The following is a 25658-nucleotide window of genomic DNA, read 5'->3' as shown; positions in this document are numbered from 1 at the left end:
GATGACAGCACCGACCACGGGTTGAACAGGTCACCCTCGACGCGGGGCGCGCCGGAAGCGGAACCGTCCCGAGGGGTTGTTCGTTCATCGGGTGAGGGGGACTCTGTGGGGTGTGGTGACGGTGAGTGAGCTGTGGTGAGGCATCTTTCGCGGGTCGCACGGCGGACGGGGAGCGCGGCCGGTCTCGGGATCGGGACGGCCGGGGCGCTCGCCGGTGTTCTGCTGCTCGGCCCGATTGCCGCCGCGATCGTGCTGGTCGTCGTCTTCGCGCTGATCTGGCCGCTCGCCGCGGTGGTGCGGCATGTGACCGACGATGCTCCGTACGGCTCCGCGGCGCTGGTCGCGGCGACGGCGGCTGCGGCTGTGCTGTGTCTGCCCGGGCTGGTGCGGCTGCTCGCCTGGGGCGCACTCGGCGTGACGGCGGCGGTGATCCTGGCGATCGTGTTCGTACTGATCGACCTCGCGGTGCCGGACCGGCGACCCGACCACCGGCCGTCGCGTAAGCAGCGGAGGCTGGAGCGCCTGACCGACGCGCAGCTCGCGGAGGACGAGCGGCTGATCGAGACCCTGCAGTGCCCGCTGACGATCGCCGAGCTCTGCGGTGTCTGGTCCGACACCGCGAAGCAGCTCGCGCACGAGGCCGGTCCGCGGGATCGCCAGGCCGTCGCCGAGGTCCGCCGCATCTGCTTGGACGAGTTCGAGCGCCGCAACCCTGCCGGCTTCCACCGCTGGCTCGACGCCGGCGCACCACCCAACCCCCGCCGCTACCTACTCCCCACCCCAAACCCCGAAAACTAGCCCCCCAGCCCACCGGCGGCTGCATCGCCCACCGGCGGCTGCGCTGCTCCGGCCGCGGGCGGGTGACTACAGGCGGTTGTAGTGTTTGCGGGCTTCGCGGCTGTGTTTCTGCGCTTCGCGGGCCGTTCGGCGGGCCTCGTCGAGCTCGCTGCCGAGGCGGTGGACCAGCGACTGTGCCTCGGAGAGCGCCTCGCGGGCGTTGTCGAGCTGGGTCTCCAGATCCTCGACCGTCGACTCGGCTTCCTGCGCCGCCGTGACCGCATCCTCGAAGGCCTGCTTCGCCTCCGCCTTCTCGGCAGCCTCGCGTTCCTCCCGCTCCCGCCGCTCGCGCTCCGCAGCCTCCCGCGCCTTGCGCGCCGCCGCGGTCTCGGCCGGCTCAGCCTCAGCCGGCTCTGCTGCACCCGCCTCCGCCGTCTTCCCGGTCCGCCCCGGCCTGACCTCCGCAGCCTTGTCCTCGACGGCCCGCGGCGTCCTGCGGCGGTCCCGGGCGGCCCGGCGGCGGTCGTCGGTGAGCGGGGTGACGTTCGACGGCTCGCCGTTCTCGTCGACGACCCCGAACCCGACGTGCCGCAGCGCACTGCTCAGCCGTCCGTCGCGTACGGCGTCACCCGCCGCCGGATCCACCAGCGCAGCGTCGAGCGTCTCGCGGAGCTTCTGCCCGACGTCAGGACTGATCTTCTGACCCTCGGCAGCGGCCAGCCGCGCGGCTTCCTTCGTCAGCTTGTCCAGCAGCTGGTGCCGGCGCGGCGTCAGCTCGCGCAGCCGGTCGCCGTCTAGGTCCGCGGTCGCCTCGCGGAACTCGTCGCCGAGCGCGAGCAGGTCGTCGAGCTCTTCCGGCAGGTTGCGGGCGAGCAGGTTCGCGATCCAGGCCGCGACCGTCGGCTTGCGCAGCGCCTTCAGCCGGGTCGACCCGAGCGGGTCGCCGTCGGCCTTCAGCTGCTTGGCCAGCTCGTTGCGAGTAGCAATGAAGTCGGCCGCCGGCGCCGCGTACACCGCATCCGCCGCCTCCTCGAAGTCCACGAGGGCGACGCTACCGCACCGAACAACGGGTAGTGGTGGGCTCAGCCGCCACTTCCTGAGCCTGGCAGCGGCTCAAGCTGAGCGGGCGGAGCGGACCACTACCCGTCCGTCGGTACGCGGGCGGCCAGGTCGGTGCGCAGCGACTCGAGGATGCCGCGGAGCAGCCGGGAGACCTGCATCTGGCTGACGCCGAGCTCGTGCCCGATCTCCTCCTGGGTGAACCCGCTGCCGAACCGCAGCTGGAGGATCCGCCGGTCCCGGTCGCCGAGGTTCGCGACCGCGGGCGTCAGGGTGTGCACGTTCTCCACCAGGTCGTACCCGTCCTCGGCGTTCGCGACCGTCTCCATCAGGCTGGTCCCGCCGTCCGTCGTACCGGGAGCGTCCAGCGACAGCGTGTTGAAACAGCCGCGGACCGATGTGGCCTCGGCGACCTCGGACGGATCGGTGCCGAGTGCCGCGGCGGTCTCCTGGTCGCTCGGTACATGACCGAGGCGCTGCATCAGTTCAGGCTCGGCGGCCGCGATGCTGCCCTGCATCTCCTGCACGCGCCGCGGCGGGCGGATCGTCCACGCACAGTCGCGGAAGTAGCGCTTCAGCTCGCCACGGATCGTCGGCACCGCGTACGACAGGAAGGCTGTCGACGCGTCCAGCCGGTAGCCGTTCGCGGCCTTCACGAGACCGAGATAGGCGACCTGTTCGAGGTCGTCGGAGTCGACGCCCTTGCTGCGATAGCGGGACGCGATGGATCTGGCCACCGGAGCGTTCAGCAGGACGACCTGGTCGAGGCAGGCCTGGTGCCGTGGATCGGGGACGGCGTCCGCCTCGAGCAGCAGCTCGTGGGTGGTGTCGGCGATGCTCTGCTTGGAATCTTCGATTGCTGCGATCGTCACGGGCGAGACCTCTCGTCGTGTCGTTGCAGGTCGTGGCAGGGGGCTCAACCACTGGGTTCCACCAGATCAAACTCAGGCGCAGCTTGCAAGTGCCCGGTTGTTACGGCTGTTTGAAACGCTTGTCGCCTGACAGTAACTGTCAGGTTTCGATGGTTTGCTCGCACTCATGAACGAGTGTTGCGCCGTCGTCGACCTGCGCCAGTACACCCTGCATCCCGGGCAACGGGACACGTTGATCGAGCTGTTCGACACGCACTTCGTCGACGGGCAGGAGCAGACCGGGATGCACATCGCCGGTCAGTTCCGCGATCTCGACGACCCGGACCGGTTCGTCTGGATCCGCGGGTTCCGCGATCTGCCGGCCCGCGCGGACGCCCTGAACGCCTTCTACTACGGCCCGATCTGGCGTGCGCACTCCGCGGCCGCCAACGCGACGATGGTCGACTCCGACAACGCCCTGCTGCTGAAGCCAGTACGCCTCGGTGCGGGCTACCCCGTGCTCGACGCGCCGCGCGCCGACGAGTCCCCGAGCTCGGTGATCGCCGGCGCCGTGTATCACCGCGGCGCGGAGGACGACGGCTTCGTGGAGTACTTCACGGACACGGTCGCGCCCGTCCTGGCCGCGACCGGTGCCGAGCCGGTCGCGGTGTTCGAGAGCTTGGTTGCCAAGAACAACTTTCCGCAGCTGCCGTTGCGGGACGAGGTGGTGCTGGCCTGGTTCGCGCGGTTCCCCGGCGACTCGGCGTACGACGAACACCGTCGGCAGCTCGCGGCGTCCCGGGTCTGGCGGGAGCGGGTGCAGCCGGAGCTGGTCTGCCGCTCCGCGAGGCCGGTGCAGGAGCTCCGGTTGCGTCCGACCGCACGATCGCAGTTCCGCTGAATGGTCCGGTAAATACGTTGCGGAGCCTGGAATGCGCGGGCATCCTGGTGCGACCGAGCGGTGACGAACGCCGCCTGGACCTGAGGAGGGCTGACGGATGGCCATCACTGTGCTGCGGCATGTCCGCGTCAGTCTCACTTCACGGTTCAGGAGCATTCCAGTTGTCTTCATCCGAGTACGAACTCACCGATAACTACTTCACCTTCCAGTTCCAGTCGGTCGACGAGACCCTGGGACCGGATCAACGGTGGTCCACCTGGCTGGACGTCGAGCGCGGTTCTCGCGGCCCGGAACCACGACCCAACTGGGTCGTGACGGAACAGGCTGCGATCGACACCGAGCTCGGCGTCCTCAAAACCGGTAAGGAAGCCGACGTCTTCCTGGTCGAACGGGCCGTCGAAGCCATCGGCGACAACCCGGCGAAGTCCTCGCTGCTGGCCGCGAAGCGGTACCGCACCGAGGAGCACCGGTCCTTCCATCGCAGTACGTCGTACGTCGAAGGCCGCCGTACCCGCAACAGCCGTGACAGCCGCGCGATGGCGAAGAAGACCTCGCACGGCCGGAGCGTCGCGGCGGGTGGCTGGGCGTACGCCGAGTGGGAGGCCCTCAACCGGCTGTGGAAGGCCGGCGTCCCGGTGCCGTACCCCGTGCAGGTGGACGGCACCGAGCTGCTGATGGAGTTCATCGACGACGGCGAAGGCGGTGCCGCACCACGGCTCGCGCAGGTCCGGCCGTCGAAGGAGCTGCTCGGCGTGTACTTCGAGCAGCTCCGGAACGGCATGCGTGAGCTGGCCCGTGCCGGGCTTGCGCACGGGGACCTCTCGCCGTACAACGTCCTGGCGCAGGCCGATCGGATCGTGCTGATCGACCTGCCGCAGGTCGTCGACATCGTCGGCAACCCGAAGGGGATGGACTTCCTGCTGCGCGACTGCCACAACATGGCCACGTGGTTCACCAACCGCGGCCTGGACGTCGACGAACAAGAACTGTTCGCCGACCTCCTGACGATGGTGTTCTAGGAGACAGCCTTCGCGGCGGCTCGGCCGGCGGTTCTGCCGGTGAACAGGCAGCCGCCGACGAAGGTGCCTTCCAGGGAGCGGTAGCCGTGGATGCCGCCGCCGCCGAAGCCTGCGACCTCCCCGGCCGCGTACACGCCGGGGAGCGGTGTGCCGTCGGTCCGCAGGACCCGCGAGTCCAGGTCGGTCTGCAGACCGCCGAGCGACTTGCGGGTCAGGATGTTCAGCCGTACGGCGATCAGCGGCCCGGCCTTCGGGTCCAGGATCCGGTGCGGCGACGCCACCCGGATGAGCTTGTCGCCGCGGTAGTTGCGGGCTCCGCGGAGCGCGGTCACCTGCAGGTCCTTGGTGAAGGTGTTGGTCAGCTCGCGGTCCCGCGCGACGATCTGCCGCTCCAGGTCGTCGAGGTCGATCAGGTTCTCGCCGGTCAGGTCGTTCATCCCCCGGACCAGGTCCGGAAGGTTGCCGCGAACAACGAAGTCGGCACCCTGCTCCATGAACGCCCGCACCGGCGCGGTCGCCCCACCGCGGGCGCGGCCCAGTACGCCCTTGATGTCCTTGCCGGTGAGATCCGGGTTCTGCTCCTGGCCGGAGAGCGCGAACTCCTTCTCGATGATCTTCTGGGTGAGGACGAACCAGGTGTAGTCGTATCCGGTCCGCATGATGTGCTCGAGCGTCCCCAGCGTGTCGAACCCGGGGAACAGCGGTACCGGTAGTCGCTTGCCGGTGGCATCGAACCACAGCGACGACGGCCCGGGCAGGATCCGGATCCCGTGCTGCGGCCAGATCGGGTCCCAGTTCTGGATGCCTTCGGTGTAGTGCCACATCCGGTCGCGGTTCACGTACCGGCCGCCGGCCTGCTCGGTGATCGCGAGCATCCGGCCGTCGACGTGCGCGGGGACGCCGCTGATCATCCGCTTCGGCGGTTCGCCCATCCGCTGCGGCCACTGCTGACGGACCAGGTCGTGGTTGCCACCGATGCCGCCGGAGGTGACGATCACCGCCTGCGCCTTCAGGTCGAAGTCGCCGACCTCGACCCGTGAGCTGGACACACCCCGCGGTACGTCGCTGGGCTCGAGCACCTTGCCGGCGACACCGTCCACCACACCACCGGTCACGGTCAGCTCGTCCACCCGGTGCCGGAACCGGAACTCGACCAGCCCCTTCGCCACCGCCTCACGGACGCGCCGCTCGAACGGTTCCACCAGGCCCGGACCGGTACCCCAGGTGATGTGGAAGCGCGGTACCGAGTTCCCGTGCCCGTCGGCGTTGTACCCGCCGCGCTCGGCCCAGCCGACCACGGGGAAGAACCGCACGCCCTGCGCGTGCAGCCATGGGCGCTTCTCGCCGGCCGCCCAGTCGACGTACGCCTCGGCCCACTGCCGCGCCCACTTGTCCTCGTCGGCCAGCCGGTCGAACCCGGCCGAACCGAGCCAGTCCTGCAGCGCGAGGTCGCGGGAGTCCTTGATCCCCATCCGGCGCTGCTCCGGGGAGTCGACGAACAGCAGCCCGCCGAACGACCAGAACGCCTGCCCACCCAGCGACGCCTCCGGCTCCTGGTCGAGCAGCAGCACCTTCCGCCCCGCGTCCGCCAGCTCAGCAGTCGCAGCCAGCCCCGCCAACCCCGCCCCGACCACGATCACATCAGCGTCCATGTCGACCATGTATAGCGCACTTGCGAAGATGTGGCAGTGACGATCCTTTCTGCGCAAAACGTCGTACTTCCTGCAGCTTCGCTCGGTGTGGAGAACCCGCTCGCTCCGCTCCGGATGCAGCGGGAGCCGCATGTGGTGGAGAACATCGCCGAGCTGCCGGACGACCTGCGGGAGAACGTCGAGTACGGGCGGCTGCACAGTCCGCTGCCGTGCCTGAATCAGGACGGGTACGACCGCACGCTCGTGGAGACGTCCCTGCCGGCGTTCGTACTGGAGAACGAGCATGTCCGCGCGACCGTTCTGCCCGGGCTCGGTGGCCGGCTGTACTCGCTCGTCCATCGCGGGACCGAACTGCTCTACCGCAATCCGGTGTTCCAGCCTGCGAACCTTGCCCTGCGCAACGCCTGGTTCGCGGGCGGCGTCGAGTGGAACGTCGGGAGCACCGGCCACTGGACCGGCACCTGCGCACCGATGCACGCCGCGCGGGTCGACGGCCCGGACGGTACGCCGGTCCTGCGGCTGTGGGAGCTCGAGCGGACCCGCAACCTTGTCACCCAGCTCGACTTCTGGCTGCCGGAGGACTCCGAGTTCCTGTACGTCGGCGTCCGGCTGCAGAACCCGTCGGCTGTCGAGGTCCCGGCGTACTGGTGGTCGAACATCGCCGTACCGCAGTCGCCCGACCGTCGGGTGCTGGTGCCTGCTGACCAGGCGTGGCGGTTCGGGTACGGCAGCCGGCTCGACCTCATCGACGTCATCGACGTGGAGCCGGACCTGACGTACCCGATGCGGCATCCGCGGGCAGTCGACTACTTCTTCGAGCCGCTGGCGGAGGAACGGTCGTGGATCGCGTCTGTCGACGGCTCGGGTGACGGCTTCGTTCAGGCGTCCACCGAGCGGCTGCAGGGGCGGAAGCTGTTCGTCTGGGGTGAAGGGGACGGTGGCCACCGCTGGCAGGAGTGGCTGGCGCCGGGGCACGACAGCGATGGGTACGCCGAGATTCAGGCCGGGCTTGCGCGGACGCAGATGGAGCATCTCAAGCTGCCCGCGGCGACCTCCTGGTCCTGGCTGGAGGCGTACGGGGGTCTCTCGATGGACGCCGGTGTCGCGCACTCCCAGGACTGGAAGACAGCTCGAGCCGGGGGAGCTGCTGTCCTGGCTCCTTTGCTGGACGGGCTGCCTGACCGGGAGCGGGAGTGGCTGGGGGTTGTAGACGCTGCGCCGGCGGAGCGGTTGGCGATGGGGTCAGGGTGGGGTGCCCTTGAGCTCAAGCGCACCAGTTGGACGGTGTCGGACGGTACGCCGTTCAGCGATGACACGTTGACCGCGCGGGAACTGGCGTGGTTGCCGTTGCTCGACGGGCAGTTGCCGGCGAGTGACGACGTACCGGACGGGACTCTGGTTGCTTGGCGGGAGCTGCTGGAGGCAGCGGATGACAACTGGCTCGTCTGGTACCACCGGGGCGTGGCGCGGCACTACGACGATGACGTCGACGGCGCAATCGAGGCGTGGCGGCAGTCCGGGGACAACCCGTGGGCGCTTCGCAACCTCGGTCTCGTGACGGGAGAGCTGGAGTACTACGAGCGCGCTGTGGAGGTGCGGCCCGATCTGGTGCCTCTCGTCGTGGAGGCGGTGGCGGCTGCGCTCGATTCGGACGTACCGCGGGCTGAGCGGATGCTCGCGCAGGCGCCGGACGATCCTCGGATCCAGCTGTTGCGGGTCCGGCATGCGCTGGAGACGGGCGATCCGGCGGCGGCTCACGAGCTGCTCGCGGCGGGTATCCAGTTGGCGACTGTGCGTGAGGGTGCGAATCCACTCACGGACTACTGGCTGGCCGCCGAGGAGGCACTCGGCACGCAGCGGCCGGTTCCGCCGCAGTACCGGTTCGGAATGGGCGGAAACTGACAACTACAGGTCAACTCTACCTCTAGCAACACCGCTCCACCGGACTCTACTATGGAGCTGTAGAAGAGATGATGCTCCTGTAGAAAAAGTTTGTACCCTACTGGAACCAAGTGAAGTTCGGTGGCGTCCCATCGGTAAGCGGCAAACGCCGCACAGGCAGTTTCGACAAAACGACCGCGTCGCTCGCGGGCGGCGCGTCGGGGGTGAGTGCCATGTTGACGATCGTTGTACTAGGTGGGTTCGGCCTGGTGCTGGTGGTCGCGGCTTTCATCGTGACTGAGGTCCTGGCCGGCCTGCGCCGGGACGAAATCCCTACCGGCACGGAGGAAAAGACCGCGGGACGAGTGATCCGGGTGCGTGGCCCGGTCCGCGGCCAACTGGAGAGCGGTGCCCCGGCGGTCTACACCGAGGTCATCGTCGAGTACTACACCCGTCGGGGTGAGGGACCGTACGAGGTCGCTCGCAAGTTCCCGGTCGGGAGCAGGATTACTTACACCAAGGGTGACCGGGTGATCGTCGCGTACGACCTCCGGAACCCGCGCCGGGCTCGCCTGGCCGGACGGGTCAGCCACTGGCCGACCCTGGGCCCGTACTCAGCGGCCCCGGCAGCCTGAGGAACACCTGCTTGAGCCAACTCCCTGGCTCAAGCAGGAAGATGCGGGGCGATCAGGTCGTAGAGCACCGGCCGGCCCTGATCCAGGACCGCCTTCGCCTCGGCCGCGGACAGCCGGTCCGCCAGATGCGCCAGCGCCTCGCCCATCGTGATGGCCAGCGTCACGGCCAGCTGGAAGTCCCGCGAATCGCGGGCGCCGAAGCGCGCCACCAGCAGCTCCGCGAACTCCCCGGCGTGCTGGTCGTCGAACTCTCCCGGCTTCGCCTCGAGCTCCGGGTCGCCGAGCCCGCTGTGCACCACGGCCTTGAAGCCCGGGTCTGTCCGGTGCATCTCCCGGAACGTGTCCAGCGTGACGTCGATCGCCCCGTGCCAGCTCGTCACGTCCGCGAGGCGCTCCCGCACCGCGTCGGTGTAGCGGGCCTGGTTGCGGCGCTCGATCGCCTGGATCAGGCTGCGCTTGTCCGGGAAGTACCGGTAGACGCTGCCGACCGCGATCTCGGCCCGCTTCGCGATCCCGCTCGTCGAGGCCGCGTCGTACCCGCGTTCGACGACCTCGGCACAGGCCGCGTCGAGGATCCGCTCGACCTGCCGGCTGGCCCGGTCCTGGGTCGGCGTCCGGCGGAGCGGATACGCACCCGATGTCACCATTCACTCATTGTCCACGCCGGCGGGGACATCGTTGCCACCTCTTTGTGACAGATTGCCGACAGCTTGGTCATGCGGCCTCCCGTCCTGGACTGAGGAGTGGAGGGAGCGAAGCGACCGGAGCGACGAGGGAAGGACGGGAGTTAGAGCCGCATGACCCGCCGCGACGGAGTCGCGGCATTCAATGCCGTCACTGGAAGGGGAGGCATACATGCGCGTCAGTAGAGCTGTGGTCGCCGGACTCGCGTCCGCCGCACTCGCCGCATCAGGAGTGGCCGGTACGGCGTACTCGCGGAACGGGTCGCAGGGCAACGACCTGCGGATGAACCAGTTGCAGGTGGTCGGATCGCACAACTCGTACCACCGCGAACTCAGCCCGAACGAGCAGAAGGTGCAGCAGCAACAGAACGCCGGCTCGGTCGACCTCTGGTACTCGCACGCACCGATCACCCAGCAACTCGAGGACCAGAACGTCCGCTCGCTGGAGCTGGACCTGTTCCCGGATCCGCAGGGCGGGCTGTATACGTATCCATTGATCCGCAAGCTCACCGGGCAGGGGCCGCTGACCGATCCGGCGATGGCCGCGCCGGGGATCAAGGTCATGCACATCCCGGACTTCGACTACAACACGAACTGCGACACGTTCGTCGGCTGTCTGCAGCAGGTGAAGACCTGGTCCGCCGCGCACCCGAACCACGTGCCGATCGCGATCAACCTCGAGCTGAAGCAGTCCGACCCGCAGGTGGTCGCCGCCGGTGGCGTCGAGGCGCCGCCGTGGGACGCCGGGAACCTGGACAGCGTCGACACCGAGATCCGTTCGGTGTTCAGCGAGAACGAGATCATCACGCCGGACGACGTCCGCAAGCCCGGCCTGACGCTCGAGCAGTCGGTCCTGAAGAAGGGCTGGCCGAAGCTGAACAGCGTCCGCGGCCAGGTGATGTTCTACTTCGACAACGGTGGACCCGGCGCGATCCGCGACACCTACACCGCCGGCAAGCCGAACCTCGAGGGCCGGGCGGTCTTCACCCGCGGCCCGGAGGGCGCGCCGGACGCGGCGGTCACCGAGGTGAACGACCCGCGCGGTGCGAACCAGGCCGAGATCCAGCGCCTGGTGAAGAAGGGCTATCTGGTCCGTACGCGTTCCGACGAGCCGATGGCAACGATCCGGGACAAGGACTACACCCGGCTCGGCATCGCGCTGGCCAGTGGCGCGCAATGGGTGACCACGGACTTCCCGGTTGCCGGGATGGCGGCCCGCTACGACAGCGACTACGTCGCCAAGCTGCCCGGACACACTCCCGTACGATGCAATCCCGTCACCGCATCCGCGAAGGCGGCCGTCTCGGAAGGGTGAGTCATGTCGGAGCACGTGGTCGATGTCAGTTGGAGCCGTGGTGAATACGATTTCACCTACGACAGCTACAACCGCGACCACGAGTGGCGCTTCGACGGTGGCATCACGGTGCCGGGCTCGGCGAACCCGAAGTACCTGGGGAACCCCGGCCCGGTCGACCCGGAGGAGGCGTTCGTGGCGGCGCTGTCGTCGTGCCACATGCTGACGTTCCTGTCGATCGCGGCCCGCAAGCGCCTGGTGGTCGACGCGTACGACGACCACGCAGTCGGCGTGATGGCGAAGAACGCCGACGGCCGGCTGGCGATCACCGAGGTGACCCTGCATCCGAAGATCGTCTGGGGCGGTACGGCGCCGGACGCCGAGGCGCTCGAGCGGATCCACCACCTCGCGCACCGGGAGTGCTTCATCGCGAACTCGGTCACCACCGAGATCACCGTCGCGAGCTGACCTGTTGCCGCGCCGGCAAAGCAAAACCACCCACCGACCGGCCTGAGCCTCGCGCAAGCGGCGTCAGGACGGTCGGCGGGTGGTTGGCGGTGCACCTCTGTGGCGGTGCACCGGTAACGGATCCGGGGGCGCCTCGCACCAGGGCGCCTCTGCGTTTGATGTGCGACTTCCGTGCGGTCTGGCTCGGTGGGCCAGGCCGTCCGGGTGCGCCGCCCGGTTCCGTTCGTCCGGGTGGCGCCTTACTGCTCGGCGGCGGCGTCGTTCCGGTCGTCGGTGGGCTGGCTCAGGTCGACCGCCAGCAGGTCCTCGAGATCACGGACCTGCTCGGTGGCCATCGTGGTCATCAGTCGGTGGATCGTCATGCCGGTGAGACGCGTCCGGTCCGCAGGTATGACGGCGATCCGGGCTGTGACCTGAGTCACTGCTACTTCTCGTCGAGCCCGTCCGGCCGGAGCGGGACCAGTTTCCGGGCGTCGTCGTACGACGTACCGGTGAGCTCGAGCAGGTCGATGATCGTCGAACGGAGCTGACCGAGGACGACCACCGCGGACAGCCCGACCGGCAGCGGCATGTCCGCCGTACGGCGACCCAACTCGCCCAGTACGCGGTGTGCGGCGACGTCGGCGGCCGGCTCGAAGAGCGATTCGCCGATCAGGCGGGTGCCGTCGGCGAGGCGTTCGAGCAGCATCGGGAACTCCGCGGGCATCGCCTCGTCGCGCCACACGGACACGGCACAGCGCCGTACCAGGACGCGGGTGTTCCGGATCGCGCGGTCCAGCGGGACGACCAGGTCCGCGATCTCCTGGACCCGGCCGCGGTGCCGGCGCCGGAACGGGGACAGCCGGACCACCGCGACGCCCTCCTCGGCGGCGCTCCGCAGGTCGTCGAGCCGGGACTCGCTGGCGCGGGCGCGGCGGAGCGCGTCCGTGACGGCCTCCTCGTCGCGGGAACGCAGGCCGTCCGCGGTCTCGTTCAGGATCTCGGCCAGCTCGCTGAGGACGCCGGCGGCCTGCTGCCGCGGGCGCCGGATCGCCGCCGCCGGGGCGATCGTGGCCGCCGCGAGCGCGATCAGCCCGCCGAGCGTCGCGTCCTGCCAGCGGCTGAAGCCGGCGTTCGGATTGGGGAGCAGCGTGGTGACGATGGCGGCCTGGACGCCGGCCTGAGTGGTCATCAGGTTGCCCGCACCGAGCAGTACGGCGACGCTCATCGCGAGCGCGATCACGAAGACCAGTTGCGGTACGCCGGTGCCGAACACCCGGACGAACAGGTCGCCGACCCCGACCCCGACCGCCACGCCGACCATCACCTCGGCGACCCGGCGGAGGCGCTGACCGAAGCTGAATCCGAGGCAGACCATCGCCGCGACCGGGGCGAAGAACGGTTGCTTGTGGCCGACCACGTACCGCGCGAACGCCCAGGCCACACCGGCGGCGAGCGCACACTGGGCGATGAAGAACGCCCGGCTGCGCAAGCGGTCGATCCGCCGCCGGACCGACGCACGCGACCGCCGCGCGGCCTGCGGCGCGATGTCGTCGCGCAGCTCCCGCAGCTGGTCCAACGTCAGTTTGACCGGATCCACCCGGCCCATTGTGCTGGATCTGAGCGCCCGCTTGATTCATCCGCGCCTTAGGCGTCAAGGTTTGTCCATGACCGAGAACAACCGCGAGGACTACGGGAGCTACTCCGTAGACGACGAGGATCAGTTGCAGAAGGAGGACACCCTGAACGACCGGGGTGTCGACGATCTGCTCGACGAGGGGTACTCGCCGCCGGAGAAGTGGTCCGCGGGCGAAGGCTTCGGCACCACGGCGGACGAGGCTGTGCAGGGTGAGTCGCTGGACCAGCGGATCGCCCAGGAGGTCCCGGACGCGGACCCGTACGCCGAGGACGGCGAGGATGTCGGCGGCCCGGAGGTCGGCACCGAGCGCTCCGGCCGTCTGGTGGCGTCCGACGAGGGTGCGCACGGTGACGACGACGAAGAGCTGTTCGCCGAGGACGTCGGCATCGACGGCGCGGCCGCCGGCGCCGAAGAGGCCGCAGTCCACGTCGTGGACGACGACGACGCCTTCGAACTGGAAGACGATGACGACCAAAACCTGGACAGCTACCAGGACGTAGACCTAGGTGACGTAGGCGACGCCGAAGACTGAGCCCACGAGGCCCCGTTTGGAGGGTTCACCCCTCAAGCTGCCCCTTCGCCTCCCGGACACCGCGGGTGAAGGGGCAATTTGAGGGGTGAACCCTCCAAACGGTGAGGGCCCGCGGCGGACGACCCGCCTGTGGGTCAGCGGGGCGTGACTGTGATTTCTGCGCCGTGGCGGGGGACCAGGGTTACGTTTTTGGGTTGGGCGGGTTCTGGTTTGGGGTGCGGAGCCTGGAAGTTGTAGGCCGTTAGCGCTGCTCGGAGGATTTCTGTGCCCTCCATCAGGGAGAAGCCAGCGCCGATGCAGCGCCGGGCGCCGCCGCCGAAGGGCATCCACGTACCGGGTGCGGGCGGGTCGTCGGACAGGAACCGCTGCGGCCGGAACTCTTTCGGCTGCGGGAAGTGCTCGCCGTCGCGATGCACCAGGCCGATCGCGGCCATGATCGTCGTACCGCGGGGGAGCCGGTAACCGGCGATGTCGGCGGTCTCGGTGAGCCGCCGCCCGACCTGGTACACGACCGGGTGCAGCCGCAGCGCCTCCTTGACGACCGCCTCCAGCTCGTCGTCCGCGCCGGCATCCGCCGCCCGCTGGCCGAACGCCAGATCCTCCGGCCGCCGCGCGAGCTCGTGGAACGCCCAGGCCATCGCGGTCGCCGTGGTTTCGTGCCCGGCCAGCAACAGCGTCACCAGTTGGTCGCGCAGCTCCACGTCCGACCAGTTGCCAGCAGCAAGCAATCGGGAGAGTACGTCCGTACGTCCGGTGAACGTCTCGCGCCGGCGGGCGATCTCGTCGTACAGGATCTCGTCGATCTGCTGCTGCGTGTCCAGGAAGGTCTTCCACGGCCGGACCTTGAGCAGTGGCGGGTAGAAACCGCCGAGCATGATCACCGGCGAGACCGAGACGATCTTGTCGAGCAGTGGGCGCAACGTGTTCAGCCGGTCGACGTCGGTGACGCCGAAGATCACCTGCAGGATGATCTCGAGCGTCAGGTTCCGCATCCGGTGGTGCACCTTGAACGGCGTCCCGATCGGCCAGGTCGCGACATCGGCGCGGGCGAGCTCGTGCACCATCCCGGCGTACCCACGCAGGGCCGCGCCGGAGAAGGCGGGCATCAGCTGCTTGCGCATCCGGATGTGGTCCTCGTCGTCCAGGAGCAGCAACGAGTGCGAGCCCATGATCGGCTCGAGCACGGTGTTGCCCTCGCCGGCGTGCATCACCGCGGGCGGGCTGCCGAACACCTCACGGATGTGTTCGGGCCGGCTCAGGACGACGCAGACCCGGCTCGACGGCACCAGCCGGATCGTGAACACATCGCCGTACTTGTCCCGCATCCGCGGGAAGAACGTCCTGCGGTGACTCGCGAACAGCACGGTCTGGGCGAGCGTCGGGAGCTTCGGGCCGGGCGGCAACGTCCGCGCCGTCTGCCGGTCGAGGGTCCGGGAACCGAGCAAAGGTGTCGGAGCCATGCTGCCAAGTTACGTCAGCCGGGTGAACGCCGGGCATCGAATGCGGCAAGCGCTGCGACGACCCTCGGCAACTGGTCGTCCCGTACCGGGTCCAGTCCGGTCAGCCGGCCGACTTGGCGCAGCCGGTAGTCGACGGTGTTGGCGTGGACGTGCAGCTCGGCCGCGGTCTGGCGGCGGTTCCTTGCGTTGGCCAGGTAGCGGCGCAGAGTTGCCAGCAGGTCATCGCGCTCGGCCAACGGCGCGAGCATGCTCGCCAGCCGATCGTGTGCTGGGCCGGGGCGGCTGAGTTGGTACTCGAGCAGCAGGTCGTCCAATTCGTAGACGCCGGGCGGCAGTTGATGCGTACGGACGACGTCGAGCAACTCCCGTACGAGCCCGGCAGCGGCAGGAACCTCCGACGGGGCAGCCGTTGTCGCGGCGAGCGTGACCTCGACTCCGGCGACCCGCCCCAGTCGCGTACGAAGCCCCCCAAGAGGGCTGCTCGTGTGGGGTCGGGATGTAGCGGCGGTCGCCATTGGCGGGAACGACACCGGGCTGGTCGTGGCCGCGCTCAGCTGCATCAACCTGTTGCCGCCGCCTGCTGGTACGTCCTGCAAGGCGCGCTACACCGCCGGCGGCACCGATCAGTTGGCGGCTTGGATCGCCGCGACTGCCGCGCCGTTCGGGGCGGCACTCGACGAGATCCATCGGCGCGCACCGCACGCTCGCATCCTCGTCACGGGCTACGGGACGTACATCCGTCCGAACGGCTGCTATCCGCAGATCCCGGTCTGGCCGACCGATGCCAACTACCTGCAGTCGACCATCGACGGTCTGAACGCCATGCTCGCCACGCAGGCGGCCGCTCATGGCGCGCACTACGTGGACCTCCGTACGCCGAGCATCGGCCACGACGCCTGCGCCCCGATCGGCCAACGCTGGCTCGAAGGCCTCATCCCCGCCTCAGCAGCAGCCCCCTACACCCCAGCGCCCAAGGCATGACCGCCTTCGTCACCCTCGTAACCACCGCCGCCCACTGATCCCCATTTGCCTGGCAGACCCATCAAATCCGGGGTTCCGGACCCGTTTTACCGGTGTAGAACCCACGATTTGCCTGGCAGGCCAGGGAAATTGCTGGGTCTGCCAGGCAAATGGGGACGGCCCGCCCGGGGGTGGTGGGCGGGCCGTCGGGGGAGTGGGTGGTCAGGCGCGGGTGAAGCGGAGGGTGAGGATCTGGAACGGGCGGAGTTCGAAGGTGACTCCGTTGTTGTCCAGGTCCCGGTCCGCGAGGTTGCGCTCGAGGAGGTCGACTTCGCTGACCGACGCCGCCTGGAAGGACGGTGTGACGGTGGCGCGGGAGCGGCCGCCGCTGGACTCGTACAGCCGGACGACGACGTCGCCGGACTGGTCGTCGGCCAGCTTGAGCGCCTCGACGATCACGTTGTCGTTGTCGACAGCAACGATCGGCTCGACGCCGGCGGCACCGGTGACGAGGCGCTCCGGCAGGTTGATCCGGTAGCCCTCCTCGATCGCCTCCGGGATGCCTGCGCCGACCACCAGCGCGTGGTTCACGACGTGCACGCCCTGGTCGGTCTGCGGGTCGGGGAACCGCGGCGCCCGGATCAGCGACGTCCGGATCGTGGTGGTGGTGCCACCGTCCTCGCGGGCGGTCCGGTTGATGTCGTGGCCGTACGTCGAGTCGTTGACCACGGCAACGCCGTAGCCGGCCTCGGCGACGTGCACCCAGCGGTGCGCAGCGATCTCGAACTTCGCCGCGTCCCACGAGGTGTTCTGGTGGGTCGGCCGGAAGATGTGCCCGAACTGCGTCTCCGACGCCGACCGGTCGGCGTGCACGTCGACCGGGTACGCCGCCTTCAGGAACTTCTCCGACTCGTGCCAGTCCATCTCGGTCTCGATGTCGACCCGCTTGGTGCCCGGGCTGACCCGCAGCGTCTGGGTGACGGTGGAGCGGCCGAAGGACCGCTTCACGACCACGGTCACCTCGTCGTCGGCGCTGCTGAAGTCGACGCTGTCGACCTCGGTGACGTCCCGGACGTTGTTCTTGTAGAACGAGTCGACGTCCCAGGCGTCCCAGTGGTTCGGGGTGTCCACGTGCAGCTGCAGAAGGTTGCCCACGGCACCCGGTGCGATGACCTCGCGCTGCGCCTCGACGTCGTACAGCGAGGTGATCAGGCCGCGCTCGTCGATGGTGACCCGGATCAGGCCGTTGTCGATCACGCCGTTCTCGACGGTGACCGCCTGGCCGGCCGTGGTCGCGACGCCCGCGCCCAGACCGGCGACGCCGTTGCGGCCGTGCGGCGCCGCGTTGAAGACGATCTGCTCCGAGCCCTCGCCGGCCAGCGCGTGCTGCGCCCGGGAGATGATCGCGTCCAGTTCGTCGGCGAGCTTCGCGTACGTCCGCTCCGCCTCGCGGTGCACCCACGAGATCGACGAGCCCGGCAGGATGTCGTGGAACTGGTGCAGCAGCGCCACCTTCCACAGCCGGTCCAGGTCCTCGTACGGGTACGCGTCGAGCTTGCCTGCGACGACCGCCGCGGCGCTCCACAGCTCGGCCTCGCGGAGCAGGTGCTCGGTACGCCGGTTGCCCTGCTTGGTTTTGGCCTGCGAGGTGTACGTCGCGCGGTGGATCTCCAGGTAGAGCTCGCCGGACCACACCGGCGCGTTCTCCCGGTACTCCTCCTCGGCCGCGCTGAAGAACTCGGTCGGCGACTCGATCGTCACCCGCGGCGAGGACTCCAGGTTCGCGACCCGGCGCGCGGTCGCGACGAACTCACGGGTGGGGCCGCCACCGCCGTCGCCGTACCCGAACGGAACCAGCGAGCGGGTCGCGGCACCGTTCTCGGCGAAGTTGCGCTGTGCGTGCGCGAGCTCGCGACCGGACAGGTCGGAGTTGTACGTGTCGATCGGCGGGAAGTGCGTGAACACGCGCGTCCCGTCCAGACCCTCCCACCAGAAGGTGTGGTGCGGGAACTTGTTCTCCTTGTTCCAGGAGATCTTCTGGGTCAGGAACCACTTCGAGCCGGACAGCTTCACCAGCTGCGGCAGCGCCGCGGTGTAGCCGAACGAGTCCGGCAGCCAGACCTCCTGGGTGTCGATGCCGTACTCGTCCAGGAAGAACCGCTTGCCGTGCACGAACTGCCGGGCGAGCGCCTCGCTGCCGGGCAGGTTGGTGTCGGACTCGACCCACATGCCGCCCACCGGAACGATGGTGCCCTCGGCAACGGCCTTCTTGAGCCGCTCCCAGACCTCGGGGTAGTTGTCCTTCACCCAGGCGTGCTGCTGTGCCTGCGAGAACGCGAAGACGAGCTCCGGGTACTCCTCGGCAAGAGTGGCAACGTTGGACACGGTCCGGGCCACCTTGCGGCGGGTCTCGCGGAGAGGCCAGAGCCAGGCGGAGTCGATGTGCGCGTGACCGACCGCGGAGAGCTGGTGCGCGCTGGCGTGGGCCGGGCGGCTCAGTACGTCGGTGAGCTGGGCGCGGGCGTCCGCGGCGGTGCCGGCCACGTTCTCGTAGTCGAGCGCGTCCAGCGAGCGGCTGAGCGCGCGCAGGATCTCCCGGCGCCGCGGGTCCTGCAGCGAGAGCTCGTTCTGCAGGCCGGCCAGCGCCTCGAGGTCGAGGATCAGGTCCCACACCTCGGCGTTGAAGACTGCCAGGTCCGCACGGGTCAGCTGGTAGATCGGGTGGTCGCCGAGGCCGGCGCCGATGTCGGTCTTGGCATAGGCGTTGTCGAGCGGGATCTCGGGGTTCGCGGCCGCCTCGACGTAGAACTCGATCCGGTCACCGGCGGACGCAGCCGTACCGTCCGGGCCGAGGATCGACAGCGGCGCGTACGTCTGCCGGGGGTGCAGGCCCTTGAGCGGCTTGCCAGAGGTGGTGTGCACCAGGCCCTCCGCGGAGAACCCCGGGCCGCCGCTGAAGCCGAGGTCGATGACCGCCTCGATCTCGCTGCCGGCCCACTCGGCGGGCACCTGCCCACTGAACTTGAACCACGCGGTTCCCCACGCCGGACCCCAGGGCAGCCCGATCTGCGCCGGCTCGAAGGTCTGGGCGAGCGCCTCGGCCGGGGCCACCGGCTCGCCGGGCGCATGCCACACCTCGATGTCCAGCGGGACCGCCGCGCCGTAGATCGCGGGGCGGAGCCGCTCCCGCAGGGCGCGCCTGAGCCGCTCCTCGATGAGTTGACGGTCGTCGTGCACGAAATCAGCCTCCGGGAAAGGATCCTCACGCGGCCGCTACGGCCGCACCGATGACAACGCTGTCACACCGACCCCGGCTGAGTCCAGACGCAGTTTCGACACGGTCGGGGTGCGTACCTGTGGGTAGCGGTTGGGTTGCGGGCCGCCGACACGGCTACCGGCAGGCCCCCATTGTTGTCTAGGTTGTCTGCATGGATCGCCCCCGCCTGCTCCCTTCTGCCCGGACAACCGGCCTGACCCGCCGCAGTGTGCTCGGCCTCGGCGCCGCCGCCGCGTCCGGGTTGCTGCTGCCGGGCTGCTCGCGCGGCCGTGCGGACGAGCCCGCGCCGTCGGAGCCGGGAACGTTCATCACCGGCAACGCGGGCGGCGTCTACAACGACTTCGGTACGGCGCTCAGCAAGCTGGTGAGCGAGGTCACCGGCGTCGAGCTGACGTCGATCCCGAGCAACGGCTCCGTGGAGAACCTGAACACGGTCGCCGCGGGCAAGGCCGATCTCGGGTTCTGTACGGCGGACTCGGCGCTGGCCGCCTACGAGGGCACCGGCGCGTTCAACAGCGGGCCCCGCCGGTTCGTCACGCTCGCCCGGGTGTATGACAACTACGTGCACGTCGTCGTACCGATGGCGTCGAAGGCGACGGAGCTCAAAGACCTGAACCCGGTCAAGGGCGGCCGGAAGCTGGTGGTGGGTGTCGGGCCGAAGGGCTCCGGGACGGAAATCGTCGCGAACCTGATCCTGAGCAAAGCCGGCGTCGACGTGATCCGGAAGAACCTGACGCTCGCCGAGATGGTCGCCGGCCTGGCGCCTACCAGTTCGCGGAAGGCGCCGCTGCTCGATGCCTTCATCTGGAGCGGCGGCGTCCCGACCAAGCCGATCGCCGACCTGCAGAACGGGATCGGGTTCCGGCTGCTGAACATCGTCAAGGTGGCCGAGCCGATCGCGCTGCACAACTTCGGCGGCTTCCTGGTGTCGGCGATCCCGCCGTCGCAGTACGGACTGGCCAGCTCGGTGCCGACGCTCGCGGTCCCGAACTACCTGATCGCGAAGGCGACGCTGTCCGACTCCTGGGCCTGGTGGACGGTCAACACACTGTTCCGTCGCCAGAACGACCTGGTCCAGGGCACTCCGACCCCGGGCGCCAAACAGGGCGACCCCAAACAGAACGCGAACGCCCATCCCGAGGCCGGTGCGCTGGACCCGCGGTCTGCGATCGCCACCATGCCGGTACCGCTGCACCCCGCCGCGGAGCGCTGGTACCGCCAGAACCACATCTGACCCTGCACACCGTGCAGGGTCAGGCGTCGTAGTCCTCGATCAGCGGGACGCGGACCTCGATCACCAGGCCGCCGCCGATCGGCGGACGGGCGACCACACGGCCGCCGACCCGCGCGGCCTCGGAGCGGACGATCGCCAGCCCCAGACCGGTACCGGGCATCTCCCGGTGGTGGGCGCTACGCCAGAACCGCTCGCCGACCTTCTTCAGGTCCCGGGATCCGAGGCCGAGACCGTGGTCGCGCACCGACATCACCACTTCGGTGCCGTCCCGGGTGACCGAGACCTCCACCGGCGGGGCGCCGTACTTGGACGCGTTGTCGAGCAGTACGTCGAGAATGTCGTCGACCTCGAGCTCCGGCGCGACCCCACCCGGGACCATCTCGCCGATGATCAGCTCCAGGTCGTCGGCGGAGTACACGGCCTTCCAGCCGACCAGCCGCTCCTTCACGGCCTGGGCCAGGTCCAGCGGCGCTTCGTTGCCTTCGGCATCGGCCGACGGGCGGTCTGAGCCGGCCAGCCGGGACAGCCGCTGGACGATCCGGCCGAGCCGGTCGATGTCGCTGAGCGCGAACCGCGCCGTCGGCGACAGCCGGGACAGGCCCTCGATGTGGATCCGGGCAGACGTCAACGGCGTCCGCAGCTGGTGCGACGCGTCCGCGACGAACTCGCGCTCACGCTGCCGCGCCTGGTGCAGGCTCAGCGCCATCGAGTTGAAGCTGTCGCCGAGCCGTCTCAGCTCCGGTGCGCGGCCGTCGGTCGACACTCGGGTGTCGAGCGCGCCGCGGGTGATCTGGTGGGTGGCGTTGTCGAGGTCCTGCAACGGCCGCAGCACCCAGCGGGTGATCGGCCGGACGATGCCGACGATGATCGCGCCGATGCTGATCAGCAGGCCGCCGAGAAGCAGCAGCAGCCCGCTCTGCACCTGGGCGCGGGCGTTCTCGGTGGGAACCCGCAGTACGGCTGCACCGAGCACGCTGCCGTTGTTGACGACCGGACGGGACACGATCATCTCGCCGGAACGCCACGGCCACAGCGCGGGCGGCTCCGGCGGCAGCCGGCCGGCCAGCGTGCTGTGCAGGGCCGTCGCGATGTCGTCCTCGTAGACGTCCACGCCGGACACCGAGGTGGCGACGACGCGGGAGTTGACGTCGACGACGAAGACGGGGGTGTTGTAGAGCTCTTGGTACCGGACCGCGAGCTCACGCAGGTTGGCGATGTCACCGGTCTGCAGCGGGCCTTCGGCCATCGCGGCGAACCAGTCCGCGTCGTTGCTCCGGGACAGGAAGAGCGTGCGCGAGGTCGACGTGGCGATGAAGTTCGCCAGCGGGATCACCGCGACGATCGCCAGCGCGATGACCATCGGGACAAGGGACTGCAGTAGTCGACGGCGCAACGGTCAGTCCGAACCCAGGCGGTAACCCACGCCGCGGATGGTCTGGACCAGCTCGGGGCGGCCGAGCTTGGCGCGCAGGCTGGCGACGTGGACGTCCATGGTGCGCGAGGACGCCTCGAACACCGACTGCCAGGCGTACAGGGCGACCTGTTCCCGGGGGACCACCCGGCCGTGGTGCGCGGCCAGTACTGCGAGCACGTCGAACTCCTTGCGGGTCAGACTGATGGGTTTGTCCGCCACCTGGACCGTTCGGGCTTCGATGTCCACGGTCAGGTCGCCGACAGTCACCCGGGGGCGGGGCTGCAAGAGACCGGTACGACGAAGTACAGCATCGATGCGGGCCAGCAGCTCGGAAATCGCGAACGGTTTCACCACGTAGTCGTCGGCGCCGCTGCGCAGCCCGCGGACCCGGTCGGCCGCCTCGCCGCGCGCCGTCACCGCGATCACCGGGACGTCGGAGACCGTACGGATCTGCCGGCACACGTTGATGCCGTCGCCGTCCGGCAACCCGAGGTCCAGCAGGACCAGGTCGCCGGGGTCGGCCGCCAAGGCGTCCGCCGCCGTCCGGACGTGGGTCACCATCAGCCCGTAACGCCGCAAGGCGGGTATCAGGGCATTGGCGATATCGAGATCGTCCTCGACCAGCAGAATCCGGACCGCGCCACTCATGCGGTGATCGTAGGCCAGGTCACGGCCTGATGTGTCAGATCTTGGTAAAGACGTAATCACACGACTCCATGCCGTGTTCGGCATCATTAGCCTTCCGGACACAGGAGGGAACCGCTGAATGACTGTCGGTGTTGATGGCGGAGGTGGTGTGACCGCGCCCTCCGAGGAAGAACTGGCCGAGTACGAACAGGAACGCCCCGCTCGGCGGCTTCGCCCTGCCCTGAACCTGGTGGTTTCGGTCTGGTGCGCAATCGTCAGCCTCGGCGTGCTCGCGCAGGTGTTCTTCCCACTACCACAGGGCACCCAGTTCTATTTGGTGATCTTTCTCGCAGCGATCCTGCCGATCACGCTGCTGTGTTACCGGGGCTGGAAGGTGCCGGCGTTCCTCAATCCGTTCAAGGCGCGGGAGCACGACGACCCGGGCCTGAGCGACTGGATCCTCGCGGTCGTCGCGTTCGCTGTCTGCATCTACCCGCTCTTCGATTTCGACGGCTATCTGGAACGCCGGCAGGCGCCGAGCACGCTGGATCTCCTGGCCGGGACCGTTCTGCTGGTGCTGCTGCTCGAAGCGTGCCGCCGGACGACCGGCTGGGTGCTGCCGGTGTTCAGCCTGGTCTTCCTCGCGTACGCGTACTACGGCGGCTATCTGCCGTACACGTGGTCGCTGGCCCACCAGGGCTTCAACTTCGACGCGATCATCGCCCAGCTCACGATGGGTACGGCCGGCTTCTACGGGACACCGTTGAACGTCGCGGCGTCGTACATCGTGCTGTTCACCATCTACGGCGCGGTGCTCGACTACTCCGGTGCAGGCAAGTTCTTCATCGACCTGTCGTTCGCGGCGTTCAAACGCAGCCGTACGGCGCCCGGCCGCACGGTCACCCTCGCGGGCTTTCTGCTCGGCAGCGTGTCGGGTTCGGGGACGGCGACCGCGGTGTCGCTCGGCACCGTGTCCTGGCCGATCCTGCGCTGCGCCGGGTACCCGCCCGAACCGGCAGGCGGAATGCTCGCCGCGTCCGGGATCGGGGCGATCCTGTCGCCGCCGACGCTCGGGGCGGCCGCGTTCATCATCGCGGAGTTCCTGCAGGTCTCGTACCTGAAGGTGCTCGGGTTCGCGGTGATCCCGACGATCCTGTACTACCTCGGCATCCTGCTGGCGATCGAGATCGACGCCCGCAAGCACGGGACGACATCGGCGGAGACCTCCAAGGACTCGGCGTTGCGGCTGCTGCTGCGGTTCGGGTACCACTTCCTCTCGCTGTTCGTGATCATCGCGTTCATGGCGGTCGACATCCCGCCGTTCAAGGCCGTCGTGTACGCCGTCATCATCCAGTTCGGGCTGTCGTTCCTGGACCGTACGCACCGGCTGACCGGGCGGCCGCTGTTCAAGGCGCTTGCCCAGGGCACCCGTTCGGTGCTGCCGGTGGCGGCGACCTGCGCGACCGCGGGCGTGATCGTCGCGGTCACCACCCAGACCGGGCTCGGGCTGAACCTCGCGGAGATCATCGTCAACGCGGCCCACGGGCTGACCGACAACCACACCGTGGTGCTGATCCTGACCGTGGTGCTGTCCGCGGTGGCCGTGCTGATCCTCGGCCTTGCCGTGCCGGTGACCGCCTCGTTCATCATCGCGGCGGTGATCATCTCGCCCGCGCTGGTCAACCTCGGCGTGACGCAGCCCGAGGCGTACATGTTCATCTTCTACTACGCCGTCCTGTCGGAGGTGTCGCCGCCGACCGCCCTGGCCGCGGTGGCGACCGCCGCGATCACCGGTGGCCGGGTGATCCCGACGATGTGGCAGGCGTGGAAGTACACGCTGCCGGCTTTCCTGGTGCCGTTCGCGTTCGTACTCACCGACAACGGCGCGCACCTGCTCGGTCAGGGATCGTTCGTGGGGATGGTCTGGACCACGCTGGTGTCGATGCTGGCGGTCGCCGCGCTCGCGGTGGTCACCGGCGGCTGGGTGTTCGTCCGTGCGACCTGGCTGGAGCGCGCGGTCTGCGTACCGGCCGCGGCGCTGCTGCTCTACCTCACGCCCGTAACCATCATGGTCGGAATCTGTTTGCTACTTGTCGCCGTCGTCATCAACCTGGTCCGGCGGCAACGCCAGGCCGCTGCCGAGGAAGGAACCGTATGAGACTCCGTCACCTCGTGGCGCTCGCTGCTGTCCTCTCACTTGCCGCCTGTGGCGGTCAACGTGAACCGTCCGGATCCGGGACCGCCGAGGGCGGCCGGCTGACGATTGCCACCGGCAACACGACGGGCGTGTACTACCAGCTCGGTGGTGCGTTCGCCTCGGTGATCTCGCAGAAGATGTCCGGCTACCGGGCGACGGCCAGCGAGACCGGCGCCTCGGTGCAGAACATACAGGGCCTGGTCAGCGGCAACTACGACATCGCCTTCTCACTCGGTGACTCCGCGGCGGACGCGGTGAACGGCGAGAACAGCTTCAAGTCCAAGCAGGACGTCGTCGCGCTCACCCGGCTCTACAACAACTACACACAGGTCGCCGTACGGACCTCGGCGGGCGTCAACTCGATCGCTGACCTGAAGGGCAAGCGGGTCTCGACCGGCTCGCCGAACTCCGGGACCGAGGTGATCGCGCGCCGGCTGCTCGAGGCGGCCGGGCTGGATCCGGCGAAGGACGTGACCGCGCAGCGGCTCGGGCTGCCGGAGTCGGTGGACGCGATGAAGTCCGGGTCGATCGACGCCCTGGTCTGGTCTGGTGGACTGCCGACCGGCGGCATCACCGACCTGACCACCAGCATGGGTAAAGGCGTGAAGCTCTTGCCGATCACGGATCTGCTGCCCAAAATGCAGGAGAAGTACGGTTCGGTCTACTCGGCCGCGCCGATCCCGGCGGCGACCTACAAGCAGCCGGCCGACGTGGCGACGATCGTCGTACCGAACGTCCTGCTGGTCCGCAAGGACATGAAGGACGACCTGGCCGAGCAGCTGACCAAGACCCTGTACGACAACATGCCTGCCCTGGTCGCGGTGAACGCGGCAGCGAAGGGCATCACGCTGGACAACGCCGCCAAGACCGACCCGGTGCCGCTGCATCCGGGGGCGAAGAAGGCGCTCGACGGCCTGAAGTAGGGACTGGCTGGGTACCGGTAGCAGGTCGGGCGACCCCCAGCACACTGACCGTCCTCCCCCGCACACCAGGCGCAGCGGGGGAGGACGCAGGGGCCCGCTCCGCACATCAGGCGCAGCGGCGACGGGACCCGCGCCGGCTCCCACAACCAGGCGCAGTGGGAGTCGGCACACCGGGCCCGGTTCCGGCGGAGGCATC

General features: G+C 69.0%; 23 protein-coding genes. 12 read left to right on the top strand and 11 right to left on the bottom strand.

What is annotated here, in order from left to right; translation table 11 throughout:
• Positions 1-135: 135 nt before the first annotated feature.
• Positions 136-798, top strand: a complete 663-nt coding sequence (locus ACGFI6_RS29775) for a hypothetical protein (protein WP_393124326.1) — start codon at positions 136-138, stop codon at positions 796-798.
• A 66-nt stretch (positions 799-864) separates the two neighbouring features.
• Here the strand turns inward: ACGFI6_RS29775 and ACGFI6_RS29770 are convergent, their stop codons facing one another.
• On the bottom strand, positions 865-1818 hold the full coding sequence (locus tag ACGFI6_RS29770) for a hypothetical protein (protein WP_393124324.1): 954 nt from the start codon (positions 1816-1818) through the stop codon (positions 865-867).
• Between the two features lie 98 nt (positions 1819-1916).
• Complete coding sequence (locus ACGFI6_RS29765) at positions 1917-2708, bottom strand: sigma-70 family RNA polymerase sigma factor (RefSeq protein ID WP_393124322.1); 792 nt, start codon at positions 2706-2708, stop codon at positions 1917-1919.
• A 166-nt stretch (positions 2709-2874) separates the two neighbouring features.
• Here ACGFI6_RS29765 and ACGFI6_RS29760 point away from each other — a divergent pair, with 166 nt between their 5' ends.
• Together ACGFI6_RS29760 and ACGFI6_RS29755 are read left to right on the top strand one after the other, a co-directional pair.
• On the top strand, positions 2875-3588 hold the full coding sequence (locus ACGFI6_RS29760; RefSeq protein ID WP_393124320.1) for an NIPSNAP family protein: 714 nt from the start codon (positions 2875-2877) through the stop codon (positions 3586-3588).
• Between the two features lie 161 nt (positions 3589-3749).
• Positions 3750-4607, top strand: coding sequence for a serine protein kinase RIO (locus ACGFI6_RS29755; RefSeq protein WP_393124318.1), 858 nt, complete (start codon positions 3750-3752; stop codon positions 4605-4607).
• On the opposite strand, the gene ACGFI6_RS29750 is transcribed toward ACGFI6_RS29755, so the two are convergent.
• Complete coding sequence (locus tag ACGFI6_RS29750) at positions 4604-6259, bottom strand: FAD-binding dehydrogenase (RefSeq protein ID WP_393124316.1); 1656 nt, start codon at positions 6257-6259, stop codon at positions 4604-4606. The two genes, ACGFI6_RS29755 and ACGFI6_RS29750, sit on opposite strands and share 4 nt — an antisense overlap.
• A 36-nt stretch (positions 6260-6295) precedes the next feature.
• Here ACGFI6_RS29750 and ACGFI6_RS29745 point away from each other — a divergent pair, with 36 nt between their 5' ends.
• Together ACGFI6_RS29745 and ACGFI6_RS29740 are read left to right on the top strand one after the other, a co-directional pair.
• Complete coding sequence (locus tag ACGFI6_RS29745; RefSeq protein ID WP_393124314.1) at positions 6296-8161, top strand: DUF5107 domain-containing protein; 1866 nt, start codon at positions 6296-6298, stop codon at positions 8159-8161.
• A 212-nt stretch (positions 8162-8373) separates the two neighbouring features.
• A complete protein-coding gene (locus ACGFI6_RS29740; protein WP_393124312.1) occupies positions 8374-8775 on the top strand; it encodes a DUF3592 domain-containing protein in 402 nt (133 codons plus the stop codon).
• A 29-nt stretch (positions 8776-8804) separates the two neighbouring features.
• Here ACGFI6_RS29740 and ACGFI6_RS29735 read toward each other — a convergent pair whose 3' ends face one another.
• Complete coding sequence (locus tag ACGFI6_RS29735; RefSeq protein WP_393124310.1) at positions 8805-9422, bottom strand: TetR/AcrR family transcriptional regulator; 618 nt, start codon at positions 9420-9422, stop codon at positions 8805-8807.
• A gap of 208 nt (positions 9423-9630) precedes the next feature.
• On the opposite strand from ACGFI6_RS29735, the gene ACGFI6_RS29730 reads away from it, so the two are divergent.
• Both ACGFI6_RS29730 and ACGFI6_RS29725 read left to right on the top strand, forming a co-directional pair.
• Entirely contained in the window at positions 9631-10773 is a 1143-nt protein-coding gene (locus tag ACGFI6_RS29730; RefSeq protein ID WP_393124308.1) for a phosphatidylinositol-specific phospholipase C1-like protein, read from the top strand.
• 3 nt (positions 10774-10776) lie between these two features.
• Positions 10777-11220, top strand: coding sequence for an OsmC family protein (locus ACGFI6_RS29725; RefSeq protein ID WP_393124306.1), 444 nt, complete (start codon positions 10777-10779; stop codon positions 11218-11220).
• 239 nt (positions 11221-11459) lie between these two features.
• Here the strand turns inward: ACGFI6_RS29725 and ACGFI6_RS29720 are convergent, their stop codons facing one another.
• Together ACGFI6_RS29720 and ACGFI6_RS29715 are read right to left on the bottom strand one after the other, a co-directional pair.
• Positions 11460-11642 carry a hypothetical protein gene (locus ACGFI6_RS29720; RefSeq protein WP_393124304.1) on the bottom strand — a complete coding sequence of 61 codons (183 nt, stop codon included), beginning with the start codon at positions 11640-11642 and terminating at the stop codon, positions 11460-11462.
• A gap of 2 nt (positions 11643-11644) precedes the next feature.
• Entirely contained in the window at positions 11645-12808 is a 1164-nt protein-coding gene (locus tag ACGFI6_RS29715) for an aromatic acid exporter family protein (protein ID WP_393124302.1), read from the bottom strand.
• 58 nt (positions 12809-12866) lie between these two features.
• On the opposite strand from ACGFI6_RS29715, the gene ACGFI6_RS29710 reads away from it, so the two are divergent.
• Positions 12867-13370 (top strand): DUF5709 domain-containing protein, encoded by a 504-nt coding sequence (locus ACGFI6_RS29710; RefSeq protein ID WP_393124300.1) that lies wholly within the window; start codon positions 12867-12869, stop codon positions 13368-13370.
• A gap of 134 nt (positions 13371-13504) precedes the next feature.
• Here the strand turns inward: ACGFI6_RS29710 and ACGFI6_RS29705 are convergent, their stop codons facing one another.
• Both ACGFI6_RS29705 and ACGFI6_RS29700 read right to left on the bottom strand, forming a co-directional pair.
• Positions 13505-14830 (bottom strand): cytochrome P450, encoded by a 1326-nt coding sequence (locus tag ACGFI6_RS29705; protein WP_393124298.1) that lies wholly within the window; start codon positions 14828-14830, stop codon positions 13505-13507.
• Between the two features lie 14 nt (positions 14831-14844).
• A complete protein-coding gene (locus tag ACGFI6_RS29700) occupies positions 14845-15192 on the bottom strand; it encodes a PucR family transcriptional regulator (protein WP_393124296.1) in 348 nt (115 codons plus the stop codon).
• Between the two features lie 121 nt (positions 15193-15313).
• On the opposite strand from ACGFI6_RS29700, the gene ACGFI6_RS29695 reads away from it, so the two are divergent.
• Positions 15314-15811 carry a GDSL-type esterase/lipase family protein gene (locus ACGFI6_RS29695; RefSeq protein WP_393124294.1) on the top strand — a complete coding sequence of 166 codons (498 nt, stop codon included), beginning with the start codon at positions 15314-15316 and terminating at the stop codon, positions 15809-15811.
• Positions 15812-16012: 201 nt separating this feature from the next.
• Here ACGFI6_RS29695 and ACGFI6_RS29690 read toward each other — a convergent pair whose 3' ends face one another.
• Entirely contained in the window at positions 16013-19027 is a 3015-nt protein-coding gene (locus ACGFI6_RS29690) for an alpha-mannosidase (protein WP_393124292.1), read from the bottom strand.
• 191 nt (positions 19028-19218) lie between these two features.
• On the opposite strand from ACGFI6_RS29690, the gene ACGFI6_RS29685 reads away from it, so the two are divergent.
• A complete protein-coding gene (locus tag ACGFI6_RS29685) occupies positions 19219-20301 on the top strand; it encodes a TAXI family TRAP transporter solute-binding subunit (protein WP_393124290.1) in 1083 nt (360 codons plus the stop codon).
• A 19-nt stretch (positions 20302-20320) separates the two neighbouring features.
• Here the strand turns inward: ACGFI6_RS29685 and ACGFI6_RS29680 are convergent, their stop codons facing one another.
• Both ACGFI6_RS29680 and ACGFI6_RS29675 read right to left on the bottom strand, forming a co-directional pair.
• Complete coding sequence (locus tag ACGFI6_RS29680; protein WP_393124288.1) at positions 20321-21661, bottom strand: sensor histidine kinase; 1341 nt, start codon at positions 21659-21661, stop codon at positions 20321-20323.
• 36 nt (positions 21662-21697) lie between these two features.
• Positions 21698-22363 carry a response regulator transcription factor gene (locus tag ACGFI6_RS29675; RefSeq protein ID WP_012918592.1) on the bottom strand — a complete coding sequence of 222 codons (666 nt, stop codon included), beginning with the start codon at positions 22361-22363 and terminating at the stop codon, positions 21698-21700.
• 148 nt (positions 22364-22511) lie between these two features.
• Here ACGFI6_RS29675 and ACGFI6_RS29670 point away from each other — a divergent pair, with 148 nt between their 5' ends.
• Together ACGFI6_RS29670 and ACGFI6_RS29665 are read left to right on the top strand one after the other, a co-directional pair.
• A complete protein-coding gene (locus ACGFI6_RS29670) occupies positions 22512-24500 on the top strand; it encodes a TRAP transporter permease (RefSeq protein ID WP_393124284.1) in 1989 nt (662 codons plus the stop codon).
• Positions 24497-25462, top strand: a complete 966-nt coding sequence (locus ACGFI6_RS29665; RefSeq protein ID WP_393124282.1) for a TAXI family TRAP transporter solute-binding subunit — start codon at positions 24497-24499, stop codon at positions 25460-25462. The genes ACGFI6_RS29670 and ACGFI6_RS29665 overlap by 4 nt, the downstream gene beginning before the upstream one ends.
• Positions 25463-25658: the final 196 nt, after the last annotated feature.

It is taken from the genome of Kribbella sp. NPDC048928, assembly GCF_043197975.1.
Classification (GTDB): domain Bacteria; phylum Actinomycetota; class Actinomycetes; order Propionibacteriales; family Kribbellaceae; genus Kribbella.
This window is presented reverse-complemented; position numbering and strand designations above follow the sequence as displayed.

Coding starts and splice junctions, on each gene's coding strand:
- ACGFI6_RS29760 (WP_393124320.1), top strand. CDS start 2,875: ATGAACGAGTGTTGCGCCGTCGTCGACCTGCGCCAGTACACCCTGCAT.
- ACGFI6_RS29750 (WP_393124316.1), bottom strand. CDS start 6,259: ATGGACGCTGATGTGATCGTGGTCGGGGCGGGGTTGGCGGGGCTGGCT.
- ACGFI6_RS29740 (WP_393124312.1), top strand. CDS start 8,374: ATGTTGACGATCGTTGTACTAGGTGGGTTCGGCCTGGTGCTGGTGGTC.
- ACGFI6_RS29735 (WP_393124310.1), bottom strand. CDS start 9,422: ATGGTGACATCGGGTGCGTATCCGCTCCGCCGGACGCCGACCCAGGAC.
- ACGFI6_RS29730 (WP_393124308.1), top strand. CDS start 9,631: ATGCGCGTCAGTAGAGCTGTGGTCGCCGGACTCGCGTCCGCCGCACTC.
- ACGFI6_RS29725 (WP_393124306.1), top strand. CDS start 10,777: ATGTCGGAGCACGTGGTCGATGTCAGTTGGAGCCGTGGTGAATACGAT.
- ACGFI6_RS29715 (WP_393124302.1), bottom strand. CDS start 12,808: ATGGGCCGGGTGGATCCGGTCAAACTGACGTTGGACCAGCTGCGGGAG.
- ACGFI6_RS29710 (WP_393124300.1), top strand. CDS start 12,867: ATGACCGAGAACAACCGCGAGGACTACGGGAGCTACTCCGTAGACGAC.
- ACGFI6_RS29705 (WP_393124298.1), bottom strand. CDS start 14,830: ATGGCTCCGACACCTTTGCTCGGTTCCCGGACCCTCGACCGGCAGACG.
- ACGFI6_RS29685 (WP_393124290.1), top strand. CDS start 19,219: ATGGATCGCCCCCGCCTGCTCCCTTCTGCCCGGACAACCGGCCTGACC.
- ACGFI6_RS29680 (WP_393124288.1), bottom strand. CDS start 21,661: ATGGTCATCGCGCTGGCGATCGTCGCGGTGATCCCGCTGGCGAACTTC.
- ACGFI6_RS29675 (WP_012918592.1), bottom strand. CDS start 22,363: ATGAGTGGCGCGGTCCGGATTCTGCTGGTCGAGGACGATCTCGATATC.
- ACGFI6_RS29665 (WP_393124282.1), top strand. CDS start 24,497: ATGAGACTCCGTCACCTCGTGGCGCTCGCTGCTGTCCTCTCACTTGCC.